The 19,625-nt window shown below is 76.0% G+C and carries 17 protein-coding genes; 7 read left to right on the forward strand and 10 right to left on the reverse strand.

The features are described from left to right. Positions 1 to 345 precede the first annotated feature (345 nt). From CCE01nite_RS09905 to CCE01nite_RS09915, 3 genes are read right to left on the reverse strand one after another with little or no spacing between them, the layout of a single operon-like run. On the reverse strand, positions 346 to 672 hold the full coding sequence (locus CCE01nite_RS09905; protein WP_246056403.1) for a helix-turn-helix transcriptional regulator: 327 nt from the start codon (positions 670 to 672) through the stop codon (positions 346 to 348). Between the two features lie 4 nt (positions 673 to 676). Then, positions 677 to 1,531: an ABC transporter permease gene (locus tag CCE01nite_RS09910; RefSeq protein WP_034633386.1), complete on the reverse strand. Its 855-nt coding sequence runs from the start codon at positions 1,529 to 1,531 to the stop codon at positions 677 to 679. After that, positions 1,528 to 2,442 (reverse strand): ABC transporter ATP-binding protein, encoded by a 915-nt coding sequence (locus tag CCE01nite_RS09915; protein ID WP_034633384.1) that lies wholly within the window; start codon positions 2,440 to 2,442, stop codon positions 1,528 to 1,530. Before CCE01nite_RS09915 ends, CCE01nite_RS09910 begins: the two co-directional genes overlap by 4 nt. A 128-nt stretch (positions 2,443 to 2,570) precedes the next feature. Here CCE01nite_RS09915 and CCE01nite_RS09920 point away from each other — a divergent pair, with 128 nt between their 5' ends. Genes CCE01nite_RS09920 through CCE01nite_RS09930 form a run of 3 tightly spaced genes read left to right on the forward strand, consistent with a single transcriptional unit; the run spans position 2,571 to position 4,649 of the window. Further along, entirely contained in the window at positions 2,571 to 3,338 is a 768-nt protein-coding gene (locus tag CCE01nite_RS09920; RefSeq protein ID WP_141372268.1) for a hypothetical protein, read from the forward strand. Between the two features lie 37 nt (positions 3,339 to 3,375). Beyond that, positions 3,376 to 4,035, forward strand: coding sequence for a ClpP family protease (locus CCE01nite_RS09925; protein WP_034633380.1), 660 nt, complete (start codon positions 3,376 to 3,378; stop codon positions 4,033 to 4,035). After that, on the forward strand, positions 4,035 to 4,649 hold the full coding sequence (locus tag CCE01nite_RS09930) for an ATP-dependent Clp protease proteolytic subunit (protein ID WP_034633378.1): 615 nt from the start codon (positions 4,035 to 4,037) through the stop codon (positions 4,647 to 4,649). Before CCE01nite_RS09925 ends, CCE01nite_RS09930 begins: the two co-directional genes overlap by 1 nt. A gap of 70 nt (positions 4,650 to 4,719) precedes the next feature. Here the strand turns inward: CCE01nite_RS09930 and CCE01nite_RS09935 are convergent, their stop codons facing one another. Then, complete coding sequence (locus CCE01nite_RS09935; RefSeq protein ID WP_084142875.1) at positions 4,720 to 5,088, reverse strand: helix-turn-helix domain-containing protein; 369 nt, start codon at positions 5,086 to 5,088, stop codon at positions 4,720 to 4,722. A 148-nt stretch (positions 5,089 to 5,236) separates the two neighbouring features. On the opposite strand from CCE01nite_RS09935, the gene CCE01nite_RS09940 reads away from it, so the two are divergent. The 3 genes from CCE01nite_RS09940 to CCE01nite_RS09950 all read left to right on the forward strand — a co-directional run bounded on the left by CCE01nite_RS09940 (position 5,237) and on the right by CCE01nite_RS09950 (position 9,472). Continuing rightward, positions 5,237 to 5,869, forward strand: coding sequence for a dihydrofolate reductase family protein (locus CCE01nite_RS09940; protein ID WP_034633375.1), 633 nt, complete (start codon positions 5,237 to 5,239; stop codon positions 5,867 to 5,869). 121 nt (positions 5,870 to 5,990) lie between these two features. Next, positions 5,991 to 7,820: a DUF4153 domain-containing protein gene (locus CCE01nite_RS09945; protein WP_141372269.1), complete on the forward strand. Its 1,830-nt coding sequence runs from the start codon at positions 5,991 to 5,993 to the stop codon at positions 7,818 to 7,820. A gap of 143 nt (positions 7,821 to 7,963) precedes the next feature. Further along, positions 7,964 to 9,472 carry an MFS transporter gene (locus CCE01nite_RS09950; RefSeq protein WP_246056405.1) on the forward strand — a complete coding sequence of 503 codons (1,509 nt, stop codon included), beginning with the start codon at positions 7,964 to 7,966 and terminating at the stop codon, positions 9,470 to 9,472. Between the two features lie 155 nt (positions 9,473 to 9,627). On the opposite strand, the gene CCE01nite_RS09955 is transcribed toward CCE01nite_RS09950, so the two are convergent. Then, positions 9,628 to 10,611 (reverse strand): NAD(P)H-binding protein, encoded by a 984-nt coding sequence (locus tag CCE01nite_RS09955; protein WP_084142966.1) that lies wholly within the window; start codon positions 10,609 to 10,611, stop codon positions 9,628 to 9,630. Positions 10,612 to 10,692: 81 nt separating this feature from the next. Between CCE01nite_RS09955 and CCE01nite_RS09960 the strand changes: the two genes are divergently transcribed. Further along, the gene (locus tag CCE01nite_RS09960) at positions 10,693 to 11,646 is read left to right on the forward strand and encodes an AraC family transcriptional regulator (RefSeq protein WP_034634802.1); all 954 of its coding nucleotides are present in this window, start codon (positions 10,693 to 10,695) and stop codon (positions 11,644 to 11,646) included. Here CCE01nite_RS09960 and CCE01nite_RS21645 read toward each other — a convergent pair. The 5 genes from CCE01nite_RS21645 to CCE01nite_RS09985 form a co-directional block, all read right to left on the reverse strand. Continuing rightward, on the reverse strand, positions 11,625 to 13,031 hold the full coding sequence (locus CCE01nite_RS21645; RefSeq protein ID WP_034634806.1) for a hypothetical protein: 1,407 nt from the start codon (positions 13,029 to 13,031) through the stop codon (positions 11,625 to 11,627). The two genes, CCE01nite_RS09960 and CCE01nite_RS21645, sit on opposite strands and share 22 nt — an antisense overlap. Beyond that, complete coding sequence (locus CCE01nite_RS09970; RefSeq protein WP_084142968.1) at positions 13,028 to 13,576, reverse strand: sigma-70 family RNA polymerase sigma factor; 549 nt, start codon at positions 13,574 to 13,576, stop codon at positions 13,028 to 13,030. Before CCE01nite_RS09970 ends, CCE01nite_RS21645 begins: the two co-directional genes overlap by 4 nt. A gap of 285 nt (positions 13,577 to 13,861) precedes the next feature. Continuing rightward, positions 13,862 to 14,770 carry an alpha/beta fold hydrolase gene (locus CCE01nite_RS09975; protein WP_084142969.1) on the reverse strand — a complete coding sequence of 303 codons (909 nt, stop codon included), beginning with the start codon at positions 14,768 to 14,770 and terminating at the stop codon, positions 13,862 to 13,864. A gap of 49 nt (positions 14,771 to 14,819) precedes the next feature. Continuing rightward, positions 14,820 to 15,506 carry a LiaF transmembrane domain-containing protein gene (locus CCE01nite_RS09980; RefSeq protein ID WP_034634811.1) on the reverse strand — a complete coding sequence of 229 codons (687 nt, stop codon included), beginning with the start codon at positions 15,504 to 15,506 and terminating at the stop codon, positions 14,820 to 14,822. Next, positions 15,503 to 19,537, reverse strand: coding sequence for a TM0106 family RecB-like putative nuclease (locus CCE01nite_RS09985; protein WP_141372270.1), 4,035 nt, complete (start codon positions 19,535 to 19,537; stop codon positions 15,503 to 15,505). Before CCE01nite_RS09985 ends, CCE01nite_RS09980 begins: the two co-directional genes overlap by 4 nt. Positions 19,538 to 19,625: the final 88 nt, after the last annotated feature.

Raw genomic sequence — 19,625 nt, forward strand, 5'->3', positions numbered from 1 at the left:
GGCGTTCCTCGACGAGGTCCGAGCGGCCGGCGAGGACCGCTGGCGTGCCTGTGTGGGACACGTGAGGCGCAGCCGTGCGGGTGTGGACGCCCGGTCGAACGCGGGCGGCGAGTGGGTGTTCCGGCCGGGCGACCCGGACGAGGACCGTACGCCGGCCGGCTGGCCGGCCGTGCGTGCGACGCGACGACGAGGACGGCGGGCCCCGGAACTGGCCGCCGCACGTCTCGACGCGTCCGGACGACGTGCGGGGAACCGCCGCCGACCGGTTCGGGCCGGGGTCATGGCCGGTCGTGCCGCGGACGGGACGCACGGAGGAAGGCGGGCGAGGCTCGCGACGCCCGCGCGTCAGCTCCCGATGCGCGGGAACGGGCGCGTCGAGAACACCACCTCGACGGGCACCTCGAAGTACTCGGCGATGCGCAGCGCGAGGAACAGGCTCGGGCTGTACTCGCCGCGCTCGAGGTAGCCGACGGTCTGGTAGTGCACGTCGAGGGCCTCGGCGAGCTGGCGGCGGGAGATCCCGCGCTCGGCGCGCAGCACCGCGATGCGGTTGTGGACGGTCTCGGGCGACCGCTGGCCCGCCGCCTGCGGACCGGCGGCCCGCAGCCCCGGGGCCTGCGGGTCGGCGGCCGGCTGCTCCTCGGCCTGCGGCCCCTCCGCCTCGCGACGCACGGCCTCAGCCAACGCGCTGCATCCGTTCCTGTCGGCGCGCCTCGACGGACGAGCCGGACTCGCGCCGGGCCATGCGGCGCAGGAGCGGGGGCAGCAGGAGCATCGACACGATCGCCCACAGTACGAGCACGACGACCGTCTCGAGGGTCCGCCACGACCCGCCGATCTCGAGCGCGGCGGCGGAGTCGGGCAGGAACGCCGAGCGCATGCCGAGCCCGGCCCAGTACATGGGGAACACCTGCGCGACGCCCTGGAGCCACCCCGGGAGCGCGCTGAGCGGCACGAAGATGCCCGAGACGATCGCGAGCCCGATGACAGGCAGCATGCCCCACGTGCTGACCTTGTTGGGGGTCGTGGCGAGCGAGCCGATGATGAACCCGATCGGCAGGCAGGTCGCCAGGCCGAGCACGAGGTAGCCGGCGACGACGAGCCACCCCCGCGCGCCCTGGTGCATGAGCCCGTCGAAGAGCAGCGCGCTCGGCAGGAGCAGGACGACGAGCATGGGGAGCACGCCGATGCTCTGGAACAGGACCTGCCCGGAGATGTAGCCGGTGATGCCGTGGGGCACCGCCTTGGCGCGCAGGAGCGTGCCGTCCTCGCGCTCGATCGCGAGCGTGAACGCGGGGCCGACGATGCCGCCGAACACCACGAGGCCGCCGAGCATGCTGGGCAGGATGAGGGTCGGCATGAGCAGCCCGGTCCCCTCGACGGGCGTGGCGCGGTTGCCCCACAGGTAGGCGAGCGAGCCGAGCCCGACGACGACGTAGAACATCCAGTCCTGCGAGCTGCGCAGGCTCTGCCGGAACTCGGCGAGCCCGCGCCCGATCCCGACGCGGATCGCGTAGCTGGTGTGGTTCACCGGGTCACCTCCAGGACGCGGCGGCTCTCCGGGGCCGTCTCGTGCCGGTGCACCAGGGTCATGTACGAGTCCTCGAGCGTGGTGCGGCGGACCTCGAGGTCGGTGACGTCGTCGTGCTGCGCGAGCAGCTCCCGGACGAACGCGGTCGCGTCGTGCGCCGGGTGCACGAACCGCTCGCCGCCGCGGGCCCAGCGGACCTCGGACGTGCCGGCGACCTCCCGGGCGAGCGCGTCGGCGCTGCCGTCGGCGACGATCCGGCCGCCCGCGAGGATGAGGATGCGGTCGGCGAGCTTCTCGGCCTCGTCGAGGTCGTGGGTCGTGAGCAGGATGGTGGTGTCCTCGAGGTCGGCGAGCCCGGTGACGATGTCGTGGAACTCGCGCCGGGCCTCGGGGTCGAACCCGGCGGTGGGCTCGTCGAGGAACAGCAGCTCCGGGCGCCCGACGATGCCGATCGCGACGTCGAGCCGCCGGCGCTGGCCACCCGAGAGCGTCGAGATCTTCTGGTCGGCGTGCGCGGTGAGCCCGACGGTCGCCATGAGCTCGTCGGTGTCGCGCGGCCGCGGACGCCCGGGCACGCCGTAGGGCACGTAGTAGCGGCCGAGGTGCGCGAGCAGCTCGCGGACGCGCCAGCGGCCGTGGTCGCGCCAGGACTGCAGCACGATCCCGATGCCCGCGCGCCACTCCTCGCCCGCGACCGCCGGGTCCTCGCCGAGCACCCGGACGTCGCCGCCGGAGCGGTTCCGGAAGCCTTCGAGGATCTCGATGGTCGTCGTCTTGCCGGCGCCGTTGGGCCCGAGCAGCGCGATGACCTCGCCGCGCCGGACCTGGAGCTCGACGCCGTCGAGCACGTCGGTGCTGCCGTAGCGCATCCGCAGGTCGCGGACGTCGATGATCACCTCGTCGTGACGCATGGGCTCACCCCTGGACTGTCGTCGGCCTGCGTTCGTATGTAGCAGGTCTACTACCGTCCGTCCTGTCCGGTCAACGGGTTTTGTCCCGTCGTGTGCCGGGGACGGGCGGCGCGCGCTACCGTCCGCAGGTGAGCACCCCCGTCCCGCAGCACGGCACGAACCCCACCCCGCACCCCACGCCGCACCCCGTCCCGCAGCCCCCGGCCGGGTCGCGCTCCGCGGCGCCGGCAGCCCCGCGCTCGACGCGCGGCGCGAAGGTCCTCACGTTCAGCGGGGCGTTCGTGCTGCTCCTGACGCTCGCGCTGAGCATCGGCGTCGCGCGCGTGTTCCTCGGCCTGCTGCCGCTCGGCGTCGTCACGTCCGCGGGCGAGCCCGGGCCGGCGGTCGTCGCGAGCCTCGACGCGCCGGGCGCCGCCGAGGTCGAGCTCGCCGCGGACCGCTACGCGGTGTACGTCGCGCAGCCCTCGTCGGGCGGCGACGCGGACGACGCCGTCGGGCTCGCGACCGACCTGCTCGTCAGCGCGTCCGACGGCACGGTCGTCGACACCTCGCGCGGGACGCAGGTGACGATGACGACGGGCGGCGGCGGGGTCACGGCGCACACCGTCGCGTCGTTCACGATCACCGAGCCCGGCACGTACACGGTGATCGCCCCGGCGACGGAGGACGGCTCGCCGGCGACGGTCCTGCTCGCGCCCGACCAGGACTTCGCGCCGTTCTTCGCGGGGATCTTCGGGTCGATCCTCGGGGTCTTCCTCGCGATCGGGCTCGGGCTCCTGGGGGTCCTCATGCTCGCGGGCGGGATCGTGTGGTGGGTGCTCGCGCGGCGCACGCGTCTGCCGTCGGCAGATCTGCCGCAGGCAGACGGGCGGCTCCCGGGGGCTCCCGCGGTGTGACGGTGGGGTGACCAGCCCCGCACCGGAAGGCACCCCGATGACCGTCCCGACCCTGCTCACGGCGCTCGCCACGAGCGTCCCTGCGCCCACCGCGCGCACCGAGACCCCGCTCGCGCCGTTCGACGACCAGCTCGCGACCCGGCTCCTGCACCAGCGCATCGTGGTGCTCGGCCGCGAGGTGGACGACGCGATCGCCAACCGCATCTGCGCGCAGCTCCTCCTGCTGTCCGCCGAGGACCCGCGCCGCGACATCGCGCTCTACATCAACTCCCCGGGCGGCTCGGTCAGCGCCGGCCTCGCGATCTACGACACCATGCGGCTCATCCCGAACGACGTCTCGACCCTCGCGATGGGGCTCGCGGCGAGTGCCGCGCAGTTCCTGCTCGCCGCGGGGACGCCGGGCAAGCGGTTCGCGCTGCGGCACGCGCGCGTGCTCATGCACCAGCCGTCCGGTGGGCTCGGCGGCACCGCCGTCGACATCGCGATCCAGGCGCAGAACATGGCGCACGTGAAGCGCACGATGCAGGCGCTCATCGCCGAGCACACCGGGCAGACGCCCGAGACCATCGAGCGCGACAGCGACCGGGACCGCTGGTTCACGGCCGACGAGGCCCGCGAGTACGGGATCGTCGACCGTGTCGTCACGCAGCTCGACGACGTGCGCCCCGACGGCGGCCGCGCGAAGGTCGGCCTCTGATGGCCGGGCAGTACACCGTCCCGATGGTCGTCGAGCAGCGGCCGACGGGGGAGCGGTTCTCGGACGTCTACAGCCGGCTGCTGTCGGAGCGCATCATCTTCCTCGGGACCGAGATCGACGACGGCGTCGCGAACGTGACGATCGCGCAGCTGCTGCACCTGCAGTCGGAGAGCGCGGACCTCGACATCAGCCTCTACATCAACTCGCCGGGCGGCTCGCTCACCGCGCTCATGGCGATCTACGACACGATGCAGTTCGTCAAGCCGCAGGTCCAGACGTTCTGCATGGGCCAGGCGGCCTCGGCGGCGGCGGTCCTGCTCGCGGCCGGTGCGCCCGGGAAGCGGTTCGCGCTCGAGCACGCGCGGGTGCTGCTGCACCAGCCGTCGGGCGGGGGAGAGGGCACCGCGGCGGACCTCGAGATCCAGGCCCGCGAGGTCCTGCGGCTGCGCGCCCAGGTCGAGCAGGTGCTCGCGCGGCACACGGGCCACACCGTCGAGAAGCTGCGCGCCGACACCGACCGGGACCGCATCCTCACCGCCGACGAGGCTGTCGCGTACGGGCTGGTCGACGGCGTCGTGCGGACGCTCAAGGCGGGTGCGGTGCAGGCCGCGTAGCCCGTGCGGGCGGCCGGGCGACGGCCGGGCCGGCGACGCGCTGCGGCTCCGTGCGGCTCGACGCGGCGGGTCAGGCCGCGCGGAGCAGGACCTGGGCGGGCGCGGCCGTCGTCGGCCCGGGGGCGTGCGCGGGCTGCAGCACGTGGAGCGTGCCGCCGCTCGTGCGCCCCGGGACCGCGGTCAGGTCGAGGACCGGCGCGTGCCCGACGAGGGTCCGGTGCGCCTCCGCGAGCAGGTCGGCCAGGCCCATGCCCAGCGCGCCGCAGACCGCGACGAGCACCTCCGACGACGCCTCCTTGCGGCCGCGCTCGATCTCGGAGAGGTACGCGACCGAGACCCGGGCGTCGGTCGCGACGTCCCGCAGCGTGCGGCCCTGCGCCTCGCGCCGGGCCCGCAGGATCGCGCCGACGAGCCGTCGCAGCAGGGGTTCACGCGCCATGGGGACCTCCCGGGTCGTCTCCTGGCGAACGTAGCAGCGCACGCGGCGCCTGCACCGGCGGCGCGGTCCGCCCGCAGCGAACGATGAGTTCCGGCGCGCGCGCCGGTCCACACCCTCGACCAGCGACCAGCTCCCCGAGGAGAGACCCGTGCGGCTCACCGTGCACACGTTCCTGACCGTCGACGGCGTCATGCAGGGTCCCGGCGCGGCCGACGAGGACCCCTCGGGCGGCTTCACGCGCGGCGGCTGGCTCGTGCCGTACGCCGACGAGGACATGGGCGCGATCGTGGACGACTGGTTCACGCGCGCCGGGGCGATCCTGCTCGGGCGTACGACGTTCGACATGATGCGCGACTACTGGACGCAGGTGACCGACCCCGACGACCTCGTCGGCGTCGCGCTCAACGGGCTGCCCAAGTACCTCGCGTCGCGCACCGTGTCCGAGCCCGGCTGGGCGGCGACCACGGTGCTGCAGGGCGACGTCGTGGAGGCGATCGCCGCGCTCAAGGAGAAGCCCGGCGAGGAGCTCCAGGTGCACGGCAGCGGCGCGCTCGTCCGCACGCTGCACGCCGCGGGGCTCGTCGACGAGTTCCGGCTCCTCGTGTTCCCCGTCGCCGTCGGGCACGGCAAGCGCCTGTTCGCCGAGGACGCGCCGCCGACCGGCTTCGACCTCGTCGAGCAGCGGCGCACCCGGTCCGGGGCGGTGTACTCGGCGCTGCGGCCGACGCCCTTCGAGGCCGCCGACCACCCGATGCCCGAGGACGGCCGCGCGACGTTCTGACCAGCGCGGGCGCGCCGCCCGGGGCACCCTCACAGGATGTCCACGGACGTGAGCACAACCCTCACCGGACCGCCCCCGCCGCAGCCGCCGCGGGCGTCCGGCAGTCCCTAGCGTTGCCGCCATGACCGACGCCGGCCCGCCCGCCACCCCGACCTCACCGGAGCCCGAGCGGCACGAGCCGGACGCCGCCGCCGCACCGACGCCCGGGGCCCCGGGCGCTCCCGCACCGGGGACACCGGCGGCGGACCCGGCCGCTCCGACGCCGGCGATGACGCCCGACGCGCCGGGCCGTCCGACCACGCCCGCCCCTGGCCCGGCCACGGCCCCGGCCGGTCCCGCTGCCCCCGGCACGACGACCGCCCCGCCGCCGCCCGGCGCAACAGTCCCCGGCGCCGTCCGCGCGTACGCCGCCCCCACCGGCGGCGGCGTCGCGACCGCCGCGCCGCCCACGACGTGGCCCGCACCGACGTACCTGCCCCCGCCGCTCCCGCCGACCCGGTTCACCCTCGCGCGGGACGAGTTCTGGGCCGCCCGCGCCCTGCCCGCGCCCGCACCGGTCCTCGCGGCGTGCGCCGGCGTCGGGGCGCTCGGCGGGCTGCTGCTCGTCGGGCACCCGCTCGGCCTCGGCGCGGCGCTCGTCGGGCTCGCCGTGTGGGCCGCGGCGGCGCCGACGCTCGTGCGGCGCCGGGCGTGGGGCTCGCTCGTGACCGCCGCGCTCGCGGTCGCGCTCGTGGCGATGGTCGCGGTGCGCGACGCCGCCTGGGTCGTCGCGCTGTGCCTGACGGTCGCCGCGGTCGCCGGGGCCGTCGCCGCGACGTCCGCACGCAGCGCACCGGCGGTCGCGTCGAGCCTGCTGAGCTGGGGTGCGGGCGCGCTGCGCGCCCTGCCGTGGGTCCGGCACGGCGTGGGGGCGCTCGTCGGCACGCGCCGCGCCGAGCTGCTCGTCGCGCTGCGCAGCGTCGCGGTCACCGTGGTCCTGCTCGTCGTCTTCGGGGCGCTGTTCGCGAGCGCCGACACCGTGTTCGCGAGCTACCTGCCGCGGTTCGGCGTCGGGCTGCTGCCCGCGCAGCTCGCCGTCGGGACGCTCGTCGCGCTCGTCGCCGCGACGCTCGCCCACCTCGCGCTCGCGCCGCCCGCGTGGTCCGACCACCGGCTGCCGGAGGGGAGGCCGGCGCGGCGCGGGGAGTGGCTGCTGCCGGTCGTGGCGCTCGGCACGCTCGTGCTGGCGTTCGTGCTGGTCCAGGTCGGGGCGCTCGTCGACGGCCACCGGCACGTGCTCGAGACGCTCGGCCTGAGCTACGCCGAGTACGCCCGCCAGGGCTTCGCGCAGCTCGTGGCCGTGACGGCGCTGACCCTCGTCGTCGTCGGCCTCGCGGCCCGGCGGGCGCCGCGCGGGACGTCGCAGGACCGGCTGGTCTCACGCGTCGCGCTCGGGTTCCTGTGCGTCGGGTCGCTCGGGGTCGTCGCCTCGGCGCTGCGCCGCATGGACCTGTACGTCGAGACGTTCGGCCTGACCCGGCTGCGGCTGCTCGTGCTCGTCGGCGAGATCGTGCTCGCAGTGCTGCTCGTGCTCGTCATGGCGGCGGGCGTGCGCTGGCGCGGGACCTGGCTCCCGCGCGCCGCGGTCCAGGTGGTGGCCGTCGCGATGCTCGCGCTCGCGCTCGCGAACCCCGACGCGCAGATCGTGCGGCACAACACGACCGAGGAGGCCCGCGAGCAGCTCGACGTGCTGTACCTGCGGGGGCTCTCGGCGGACGCGGTGCCGGCGCTCGACACGCTCGACGAGCCGTTGCGCTCGTGCGTGCTCGACGGCCGCGTCGTCGTCGCACCCGAGGGCCTCGGCGACCTGAACCTGTCGCGGTCGCGTGCCGCGGCGGTGCTCGCGGAGGGGGCGCCCGTGGACTCCGACGGCGGCTCGGCGTGCACGAGCGCCTATCGCGGGAGCCGGTGACCCGCCCCGGCGCCACCGCGCGAGCGGCATCCTGCGACCCGTTTCGTGTTGCGGGCCTGGTGGAGCGCGTTTAGCGTCCGGAAATCGGGTGAGGCCGGAATTCCCCTCACCCTTTCCGTCGCCACGCGCACACAGGAGTCCGCATGGACGCGACAGCCCAGAGCCTCACCGAACCGCGTTCCGTCCGCAGTCTCATCCCCGCCCGCATGGACCGGCTGCCGTGGACGAGGTTCCACTGGATGGTCGTCATCGGACTCGGCATCTCCTGGATCCTCGACGGCCTCGAGATCCAGCTCGTCGCGAACGTCGGGTCGATCCTGACCAAGGACGAGAGCGGCCTCGGGATCTCGAACACCGAGGTGGGGCTGCTCGCGTCGGTGTACCTGATCGGCCAGGTCGTCGGCGCCCTCGTGTTCGGACGGATGACGGACCGGCTGGGGCGGCGCCGGCTGTTCATCATGACGCTCGCGATCTACCTGATCGGCAGCGGCCTCGCGGGCGTCTCGTGGGACCTGTACTCGTTCCTGGTGTTCCGGTTCATCGCGGGCATGGGCATCGGCGGGGAGTACACCGCGATCAACTCGGCGATCGACGAGCTCATCCCGGCGCACTACCGCGGACGCGTCGACATCGCGGTCAACGGCACCTACTGGGGCGGCGCGCTGCTCGGCTCGCTCGGCGCGCTGGTGCTGCTGGACCCGGACCTCGTGCCGATCTTCTGGGGCTGGCGCATCTGCTTCTTCATCGGCCCGATCCTGGGCCTGGTGATCATCTACATCCGGCGGCACATCCCGGAGAGCCCGCGCTGGCAGCTCACGCACGGGTACACCGAGCAGGCCGAGGCGACGGTCGACGGGATCGAGGAGTCGGTCCGCAGCCACGGCGTCGAGCTCCCGCCCGTCGACGAGACCAAGGCCATCGAGGTGGTGGGCGAGAAGTCGATCCCGCTCACGCAGGTCGCGCGGGTCATGTTCCGGCAGTACCCGCGCCGCGCGGTGCTCGGCGCGACCATGATGATCACGCAGTCGTTCCTCTACAACGCGATCTTCTTCAGCTACGCGCTCGTGCTGAACAACTTCTTCGACGTGCCCGACGAGCGTGTCCCGCTCTACTTCATCCCGTTCGCGATCGGGAACCTCGCCGGTCCGCTGCTCCTGGGCCACCTGTTCGACACGTGGGGCCGGCGGCGGATGATCCTGCTGACGTACGGGCTCGCGTCGGTCGTGCTGGCGCTCGCGGCCGTGCTGTTCAGCGCGGGCGTGCTGACCGCGGCCACGCAGACGCTGCTGTGGTGCATCTGCTTCTTCTTCGCGTCGGCCGGCGCGTCGTCCGCGTACCTCACCGTGAGCGAGATCTTCCCGATCGAGCTGCGCGGGCAGGCGATCGCGTTCTTCTTCTGCATCGCGCAGGCCGCGGGTGCGGTCGCGGCGATCGTCTACGCCTCGCTCGTCGGCGACGGCACCGAGCGGGGCCCCCTCACCGCGGGGTACTTCGTCGGTGCGGCGTTCATGCTCACGGGCGGGCTCGTGGCGTGGTTCATCGGCATCAACGCCGAGCGCCAGTCGCTCGAGGACATCGCCGAGCCCGTCACGTCGGTGAAGCGGCGCGGCGCGACCCGCATGGAAGGACCCAACCCGCTCGCGGGCACCTGACCCGCGGATCCGTCACTCCGCACCATCTCGCCCGCGCCGCCGGGCGGGACCTGAGTCCCGGGGCGATGTTGGCCCGGACGCCCCCGAGGTCCCCGCGCGGCACGACGACCGGAGGCCCCGCACCAGCACGGTGCGGGGCCCCCGGCGTCCCCGGGTCAGCCGACGGCGGCGACGTCCCACGCCCCGGCGGCGGCCGCGTCGCGGGCGTACTCGGCGAAGTCGCGCGGCGGGCGGCCGAGCGCGCGCTGCACGCCGTCGGTGACCGCGCTGTTGCGCCCGTCGAGCACGGTCGTGAACAGGTAGGTGAGCAGCCACACCTCGTCGTCGGACGCGCCCGCCTCGGCCATCGCGGCGGCGTAGTCGGCGACGGGCACCTCGACGTAGGTGATCGCGCGTCCGGTCGCGGCGCCGATCTCGGCGACGGCCTGCCCGAACGTGAGCAGGCGCGGACCGGTGACCTCGTACAGCTCGCCCGCGTGGCCGTCCTCGGTCAGCGCGGCGACGGCGACGTCCGCGATGTCGTCGGCGTCCACGAACGGCTCGAGCACGTCGCCCGCCGGGAGCACGACCTCGCCCGCGAGCACGCCGTCGACGAGGTAGTACTCGCTGAAGTTCTGGTCGAACCACGCGGCCCGGACGACCGTCGCGGGGATGCGGCTCGCGAGCACGAGGCGCTCGCACTCCTCGGCGCCCTCCTCGCCGCGGCCGGACAGCAGCACGAGCCGGCGGACGCCGGCCGCCTCGGCGCGGGCGACGAACGCGCGGACGACGTCGGCGGCACCGGGGACTGCGAGGTCGGGCACGAAGCAGACGTAGACGGCGTCGACGCCGTCGAGCGCGGCATCCCACGTCGATGGTGCCTCCCACGCGAACGCGGGGGTCGCCGAGCGGGAGCCGATGCGCACGTCGACGCCGCGGTCGCGCAGGCGGGCGGCGACGCGGCGACCGGTCTTGCCGGTGCCGCCGAGGACGAGGACGGTCCCGGGGTCGGCGAGGGGCGTCCGGGTCGGGGACGACGCCCCCGTCGGCGTGGGCGGTGCGGGGGCGGCTGACGGCGCGGTGCCGGTCGCGGGACCCGGGGAGCCGGCGCCGGGGGTCGTGGTCGGGGCGGTGGTCGTCGGGCTGGGCGTGTGCGTCATGGGACGAGCCAACCGCGTCCCGGCGAGACGGTGAATGGTTCAGGAGCGCGCAGACATGCGCGAGAGTCTACGCTCGGCCCCATGGACCCGATCTCCGGTCTGCTCGACTCGCCCCGCGCGCTCGGCGCCTTCCTGCTGCGCGCCGTCATGGCGCCGCCGTGGTCCATCCGCGTCCAGGACCGCGCGCCGATCACCGTCGTGGCCCTGCTGCGGGGCTCGGCGTGCGTCCTGCCCACGGCCGGCGGGACGGAGCTGCTCGGCCCCGGCGACGTGGCGGTCCTGCGCGGGCCGGACCCGTACACGATCGCCGACCGGCCCGAGACGCCGCCGAGCGTGATCGTCCACCCGGACCAGAGCTGCACGACGGTCGACGGCGACAGCCTCGTGCTCTCGATGCAGCTCGGCGTGCGGACGTGGGGCAACGACCACGACGGCCCCGACCTCATGCTGATCGGCACCTACCCCGAGCACAGCGTCGTGGGCGAGCGCCTGCTGCGTGCGCTGCCGCCGCTCGTCGTGGTGCGCCGGGGGGAGGGCGCGACGGCCGTCGTCGACGCCCTGGCCGCCGAGATCGTGCGCGACGCCCCCGGCCAGGCCGTCGTGCTCGACCGGCTGCTCGACCTCGTCCTCGTCGCCGCCGTGCGGGCGTGGTGCGCGCGACCCGGCGACGACACCCCCGCGTGGTTCCGCGCGCACGGCGACCCCGTGGTCGGGCGGGCTCTGCGGCTCGTGCACGACCGGCCCGCCGAGCCGTGGACGGTCGCCGGGCTCGCCGCCGAGGTCGGCGTGTCCCGCGCCGCGTTCGCGCGCCGGTTCACCGAGCTCGTCGGCGAGCCGCCCATGACCTACCTCGCGGGCTGGCGCATGGCGCTCGCGGCGGACGCCCTGCGCGCCACCGACGCGACGCTCGAGACCGTCGCGCGCCGGGTCGGGTACGGCGGCGCGTTCGCGCTGAGCACCGCGTTCCGGCGCGCCCACGGGGTCAGCCCGCAGGCGTACCGGACGCGGCTGCGTCAGTCACCGATCTCGGTCTGAGGCGCCGAAGCGACGATCTCCGGTGCCACCCCGAACGCGCTGGACCGGCCCGGCTCGCCCTCCACGAGCCGGCGGACCACCCCGGTCACGGGGTCGACGGCGACGAGCGCGTCCACGGTCGGCTCGTCGCCCACCGGCCGTGGACGCTCCGTCGCGACGAGCTCCCCACCCCGCACGCCCGCGACCCGGAGCCCGGGCGCACCCCCGGCGCTCAACGGCGTCGCCCGTCCGTCCGTCACGTCCCACCACCGGGCCTGCGACTCGCGGGGGCCGAACGTGCCGGCGACGAGCCGGTCACCGACGCGCCACATCCCGCCGAGCGACGTGGCCGCCGGCATGTCCGCCAGCCGGCGCGGCTGGTCCCCACCGACCGGGACCAGCCAGAACTCGCTCTCGGCGCCGACCGCGAAGGGCCCCGACCCGTCGACCGAGCACTCGTGCAGGACCTTCGCCGGCCCGACCCACATCCACGCCCGGCACGCGGCCGGCAGGTCGGGGTAGGGAGCCGCCATCGCGATCGCGGTGAGACGGTCGGTGCGCAGGGCCCGCGGGCCGGCGACGTCGTTGAGGACGACGAACGCCGTGTCCGGGCTCGGTAGCAGGGCGGCCGAGCCGTAGTGGCGCTCGAACCCCGGGCTCTCCGCCAGCACGGACCCGTCGGGCGCGACCCGGCGCAGGACGATCCCGCCGGCGGCCTGCGTGTCCAGGACGTCTCCCGAGCTGTCGTGCAGCATCGCGCGCCCCACCGACGGGGTGGCGAGGTCCGGGCCGCGCTCGCCGGTGAGCAGGTCGGCGACCCAGGCCGTGCCCGTGCCCCGCCCCACCAGCGCGCGCGTGCTGCCAGGAGCCCAGTCGAGGACGTAGGTGTCCTCCAGGTCGAGCGGCGTCGGCACGAGGTACGGGCGACCGTCGGGGCTCAGGAGGTACACCTGCGCCGGCGAGCTCGCGGTGCTGGCGTCGGCGAAGGGCTGGTACCGGACGAGCAGCCACCCCGCGCCCGAGGTCTCGAGCATCCCGGGGGCCATCGGCTCCGCGTCGCGGAACGTCGGGGTGGGCGGCGGTGCCGGGGGCGCCGTCGGCGTCGGGCTCGGGCTGGGCGTCGGCGTCGGTGTCGTCGGTGCCGGCGTCGGGGTGGGCGTCGTCGGTGCGGGCACCGGGACGGCCGGGGGCTGCGGCGCGGTGTCCCACGCCTGGACCCCGACGGCGATCCCGCCCACGACGGCGAGGCTCGCGACGGCGGTCGCGCCCGCCCGGACGGCGCGGCGTCGCGTCACCCGGCGTGCGAGGGCGCCCGACTCGAGCGTGGGGTCGGGGGCGGACGCCGCGGCGACGTGGCGCTCCTGGTCAGCGAAGCCGCGCAGCGCGGCGGCGAGGTCGTCGTTCATGCCCCGCTCCTTCCCGTGTCGGTCACGTGCACGATCTCGGTGTCGTCCTCGGCGCCCCCGTCGAGCCGCAGCGCCCCCCGGAGCCTGCGGGTGCCGTCGGCGAGGTAGCGCTTGACCGAGCCCTCGCTGATCTGCAGCGCGGACGCCACCTGCGGCACCGTCAGGTCGTCGAAGTAGCGCAGGACGACGCACGCGCGCTCGCGGGGCGACAGGAGCGCGAGCGCCGCACCGACGTCGGTCGACGCCGTCGCGGCGTCCTCGGCGGCGCGCGCCGGGGGGTCGCCGGCGAACAGGTGCGCCTTCTCGCGCCACGTCCGTCGACGCCGCACCTGGTCGAGGTACACCGTCCGGACCGCCTGGCGCACGTAGCCCTCCGCCGCGTGCACGTCCGTGACGACGCGCGGCCGGGCGAACGTCCGCACGAGCGCCTCGTGCACCAGGTCCTCCGCGTCGCGGCGGTCCACGACGAACAGGCACGCGTAGGCGACGAGCGCCGACCGCCGCTCCTGGACCATCTGGTCCAGGGTCTTCCTCCAGTGCGCCACGCGGCGTCCTTCCCCTCGTCCGGGCTGCTGACACCACAACGCGCACCTGCACCGGATCGTTGGGGGCCGGCGTCGGGTGAGGTTGGCCGGCGACGCACCGCGCCCGCACGCGGCCCGGCGTCGCCCGCGCGCCCGGCCGCCGGGACCGTGGCCGGCGCGGAGGCTCCGGCAGGTGCCCGGCGCGCGCCCGCTGGCCGGTCAGTTCGGAGCCGGGTGCGCCCGCCGGGTCAGTCCGGAGCGGCGTGTGCCCGCCGGTTCAGGCCGGAGCCGCGTGTGCCCGCCGGGTCAGGCCGGAGCCGTTCCCTCGGCGCGGGCCGGCTCGGGCTCCGCCGGGTCGTCGACCTCGTCGTGCGCGTGGTCGAGCAGCCAGTCGAGCGCGACCGGGACCGCGTCGAGCACCGAGACGTGGCCGTCGCGGGGGCGCAGCCAGAGCTCCGCGCGCGGGCAGCCCCGCAGCAGGGTCTGCGCGTGCGCGACCGGGATCATCCGGTCCGCCTTGCCGTGCACCACGAGCACCGGCGCCGCGACCTCGTCGAGCCCGAAGCCCCAGGGCTGCACGAGCGCGACGTCGTCGTCCACGAGCCCGTCGCTCCCGGCCTGCGCGGCCAGCGCGACGTCGTCGTTCATCGCCGACCACGACGCGGCGAGCGCCGCCCAGTCGGCGGCGACGAACACGCCCTCGTCGAACTCGGCCGTGAGCTCGAAGCGCGCGCGTGCGTCGCGGCCGAGGGTCGAGGCCCGCAGCGCCGCGTCGTCGGCCATGCCGGCGAACCAGCGCTCGTCGCCGTCGTAGGGGGCGGGGCTCGCGAACGTCGCGACGCCCGCCACGCGCGGACCCAGCGCCGCCGCGCAGGCCAGCGCGTGCGGCCCGCCGCCCGACGAGCCCATGACGGCGAACCGGCCGAGCCCGAGCGCGTCCGCGAGCTGCTCGACGTCGCGCCCGGCGGAGGCGACGTCCCGGCCGGGCAGCGGGGACGAGCCGCCGTAGCTCGGGCGGCCGTACGAGACGAGCCGGATGCCGCGCGGTGCGGTGGCGCGGACGAGGGGGTCGAGGAGCGCACCGGTCTGCGGCGAGCCGTGGTGCCACACGAGCGCGAGCGCGTCACCCGCCCCTGCGGTGGGTCCGGTGTCGTGCACCACGAGCGTCCGGCCGTCGTCGAGCAGCACCTCGTGCCGGGTGCCGGTGGTCGTCATCCGGGCTCCTCGCTCGTGGGGCTGGTGGGGCTCGTGGCGCGCGTCACGGTCAGTCCTTGCTGAGCAGCACGCCGCTGCGGATCTCCGCGCCGCCCATGATCGTCGTGACGTGCACCAGGAGCTCGGGGGCGTCGGGGTCGAGCGGGGGCGTCGTCTTGTTCTCCCAGCTGCCGAGCACGGGGAGCCCCGTCACGGTCACGCGCCACGTCGTCGGGACCTTGATCTCGACGCCGCCCCACAGCGCGAACACCGCGATCTCCGCGCGGCCCACGATGTCGGCCTGGCGCAGGTCCAGGTCGATCCCGCCCATGATCGCCGTGAGGCTCCCGCCCTGGAACGTGCGCGACGTCGAGCGGCGCTCGGAACCCCACCAGATCACCGCGGAGTTCACGACGGCGTCGTCGGACCCGGGGGTGCCCAGCCGCGTGATCAGCGAGACGCCCACGAGGATGATGGCGATCGGCCAGATCAGCCCCCAGAAGCTCACGTCGAGCAGGCCGAGCCGGCCGAGCTGGAGCAGGACGCCGACCGCGATCAGCCCCGCCGGGCCGACCCACGCGCGCGGCACGGTCGCCAGCGCCGCGACGCCGACCGCGACGACGGCGAGCGGCCACCACGTCGACACGAGCTCGCCGAGGCTCACGTCCACGACGTCGAGCTGGTCGAGCAGCGCGGCCACCCCGATCGCGACGACGAGCACGCCGAGCAGGGACTGGGGCAGCGGGCGACGGTTCACGTCGCCACGCTAGCGCTGCGGGGGTGCGCCCCGGCAGGGGTCGGGGCCCCCTCGCACAGGCCGACGAACGCCCCGAGCTGCGCGAGCGCCTCCGGGGTGCTCGGGAGGTGGTCGGTCAGCCGGTCCGCGCGCACGACGAACGCGCACCACTGCGCACGCGAGACGGCGACGTTGACCCGGTTGCGGTCGAGCAGGAACTCCAGGCCGCGCGGCACGTCGTCGGGGGACGACGCGGCGGTCGTGAGCACGACGACGGGCGCCTCCTGGCCCTGGAACCGGTCGACCGTGCCCACGCGCGTGGCGGTCAGCCCGGCGGCGTCGAGCGCGCGCCGGACCGTCCAGACCTGCGCGTTGAACGGGGCGACGACCAGCACGTCGTGGGCCTCGAGCGGGCGGTCGACCGCGGACGCCGGGGCGTGCGCCGACGGGTCGCGCCACCGCCGCCCGACGAGGTCCCGGACGAGCCGGACGACCGCCGCGGCCTCCTCGACCGACGCCACGGCGTTGCCCTCGTGCTCGACCCGCACCCGGTGCACGCCCGGCGCGACGCCGTCCAGGGACCGTTCCGCGGCCGCGGGCACGCTCGTCAGCCGCCCCTCGTAGGACAGCCGCGAGACGGCCGCGCACAGCGCCGGGTGCAGGCGCCAGGTCTCGGCGAGGAAGTAGCCGAGGTGCGGCGGGAGCGTGTCGTGGCCGTCGGTCAGCCACCCGAGCGCCGAGCGGTCGACGGGCTCGGGGTGCACGCCCTGGCTGACCTGCGGGAGCTGCTGGGGGTCGCCGAGCAGCAGGAGCCGCCGCGCCGCGACCGAGCACGCGACGGTGTCGGCGAGCGAGAGCTGGCCGGCCTCGTCGACCACGAGCAGGTCGAGCGAGCCGCGCGGGACCCGGCCGGTGCTCGTGAGGTCCCACGCGGTGCCGCCGACGACGGCGCCGGTACCGGCCGCGCTGCCCCCGTCCCCGTGGACGCCGCCGCCGCCCGCGGGCGGGAACGCGTCGGGCGTCCCGCCGGCGCCCGCGGCGGGGCCGGCGAGGAGCGCGGCGAACTGCGCGTCGGTCCGCAGGTGCCGCCACGGGACGCCCGGGTCCGTCGCCTCCGACGGCTTCTTGCCGATGCGGTCCGGGCCGACGCCGGCCGCGACGAGCGCGTGCAGCATGTTCTCGACGACCGCGTGCGACTGCGCGACGACGCCGACCCGCCAGCCGCGCGCGACGAGGGCCGCGACCACGCGCGCCCCGGTGTACGTCTTGCCGGTGCCCGGCGGTCCCTGGACGGCGAGGTAGGAGTCGTCGAGGTCGAGCAGCGCCGCGGTGATCGCCTCGACGTACCGGGGTCCGCCGCCCTCGGCCCGGTCCGGGGCGGGCAGCGGGGCGCCGCTGCGGGTGCGCGGTGGGACGCGGCGGAGCAGGTCGAGCGCGGGGCCGGGCGGGACGGCGGGCAGCCGCGCGGCGACGTCCTCGGCGAGCGCCCGGACCGCCGCCGTGATCGACGCGGTCCGCGGCGGCGCGCACGGGCCGAGCGCCATCGGGAGCGCGTCGTGCTCGGCGGCGTCCAGCGGGAGGGCGTCCTCGACCAGCACGACGTCGCGGTCGGGGGCGCGGTCGGGGGCGCGGGCGGGGGCGCGGGCGGGGGCGCGGGCGGGTGCCGGGCGCCGTGTGCCGGCGTCCGTGGCCGCGGACGTCGCCGTGCCGGTCGCGGGCGTCGCCGTGCCGGTCTCGGGCGTCGCGGTGCCGTCCCGTGGTGCCGGAGTCGGGTTGCCGTCCGCGGGTGCGGACGTCACGGTGCCGTTCCCGTTCGCCGACGTCGCGGTGCCGGTCTTGGGCAGCGACGTCTCCGTGCCGACCGCGACCACCGTGACCCGCTCGGTCCAGCCGCGCAGGCCGCCCTCGCTGCGCTTCGCGGCCGAGGGGAGCGGCGGGTCGTAGAGCGCGAACGCCTTGGCCCCGCGGCGCAGGTCGCTGCCCGGCTCGAGCCGGCCGACGAGGCGCAGGACCCGGCGTGCGGTGCGGGCCCGGGGCGGGACCGACCAGCCCTCGACGACCTCGACCTCGTCGGCGACGAAGGTGCTGCGCCGCTCGGTCCACTCGTCGGGCGCGGCGCTGAGCCGGTCGAAGTGCGCCCACCAGAACGGCTTGTCCTCGCGCCAGTGGTACCCGAGCGCGGCGGCGAGCAGCGCGACCGCCTGCTGGTCGGCGGTGCGGGCGTGCCCGGCGCCGGCCGGGGGCCCGGCGTGCGCGAGCAGCGCCGTCACGAGCGGGTCGCGCTCGGGCGCCTCGTCGTCGACCCCGTCGAGCGGCTCGGCGTCGAGGGGCGGACGCGGGTGCACGCCGTGCTCCGCCGCGCGCTCGAGCAGCCAGTCCCGCAGGCCGAGCGTCGAGACGCAGTCGTCCCGGTTGTAGTCCGCGATCTGGTCGAGGCGGCGCTGCGCCTCGTCGAGGGCCCCCACGGCCCGCAGCGTGCACGCCGTCGCGTACTCCGCGATCGAGTCGCCTGCGGTCGTCACGCCCGCCTCGTCGCGCGCCGCGTCCCGGTACAGCGGCTCGAGCTTCTTGATCGAGTACGACGGCGCCCCCGTGCGCAGGCTCGCGCGCACGGTCGCGTAGAGGTCGACGAGCACGCCGTCGCGCAACAGGTCGTCGACGACCTCCTCGCCGACGCCGTGCCGGCCCGCGAGCCGCAGCAGCGCCGACTTCTCGTACGCCGCGTAGTGGTAGACGTGCAGGTGCGGGTGGGTGCGCCGGCGGGCCGTGAGGTAGTCGAGGAAGTCGACGAGCGCCTGCTTCTCCTCGGCGCGGTCGTGCGCCCAGAACGTCCGGAAGACCGGCTCGTCGCCCGGGTGCGCGGGCGCCTCGACGACGCCGAACAGGTACTCCAGGCCCCACTCGCCGGAGTCGTCGTCGACCCACAGCGGGTCGCCCTCGAAGTCGAAGAACAGGTCGCCCGGGTCCGGCGCGGGCAGCAGGCCGACGACCTCGGGGGCGAACAGGTCGAACACCAGCGGCGTGTCGTGCGCGCCGGGCTCCGCGACCGCGTCCGCATGGTCGGGCGTGCCGGGCTCCGCGACCGTGCCCACCGCGTCGGGCGGCGAGGGCACGACCGGGAGCTGCGCCCGCGCACGGCGGTCCTGGTCGACCTGGAGCCGCGCCTGCGCCCGCAGGGCGTCGAGCGTCCCCGCCCCGATCCCCGGGACCGGGCCGGTGCTCCCCGCGAGCTCGTCGATCGTGCGGACCCCGCGCTCCTGCAGCCGCGCCCGCTGCGTCGTGCGCAGGCCCGCGACGAGCAGCACGTCCCGCGTCCGCGCGACCTCGACGGCGCACACGTCGCACCGCCCGCACGCCCGCACCCCGGACACGCCCCACACCACCGGGCCGGGCTGCGCGAGGTGCGTGCCGACGAGCCGCTCGAGGCGGGTGCGGCGCTCGCGGTACACCGGCGCCAGCTCGTCGAGCCGGTGGCTCGTGACGGTGCGGTCGCCGAGGACGAGGTGCACGTGCGGCGACACCGGGACCCCGGCGTGCGCGAGCAGGTCCCCGTACGCGGCGAGCTGGAGCAGCGCGGTCGTGCGGGCGTGCCGCGCGAGCTTGGCGTCCACGACGGAGTACCGGGGGCTGTCACCCGGCGCCTCCTCGCGGACGACGAAGTCCGCCCAGCCGCTCAGCCCGCCGTCGAACAGGCCGGCCTGGTGGACCACGTCCGCGCCGGCGCGCAGCAGCGCGAGTGTCTCGGCGTGCTTGTCCTCGAGCACCCGCCGGTCGCGCGCCCACACGAACGGCGGTCGCTCGACGACCGCGACACCGCGCCCCGTCGCCGGGTCGAGCGCCCCGTGCTGCTCGCGGTACCGGGCCAGCACCTGCTGCTCGTGGGCGTCGCCGAGCTGCGACGTGCGGACGCCGAGCGCGTCGGGCGGGCTCGCGACGGCCTCCGCCCGGCCGAGCTGCACGTCGAGGCGCCGCAGGACCGCGAGCTCGCACGTCGCGGAGACGGCCAGGTCGCTCGGGCTGAGCACGGGTGCGCCGTCGTCGAGCAGGAACATGCCCTGACGCTAACGACTGCCGCCCGCTCCGGGCGCGCCGCACCCCCGCCGCGCTCCGGGGCCCGTGCGCGGTGGCGACCCGCGCGAT

This window comes from Cellulomonas cellasea (assembly GCF_006538745.1).
In the GTDB taxonomy this organism is placed as follows: Bacteria; Actinomycetota; Actinomycetes; order Actinomycetales; family Cellulomonadaceae; genus Cellulomonas_A; species Cellulomonas_A cellasea.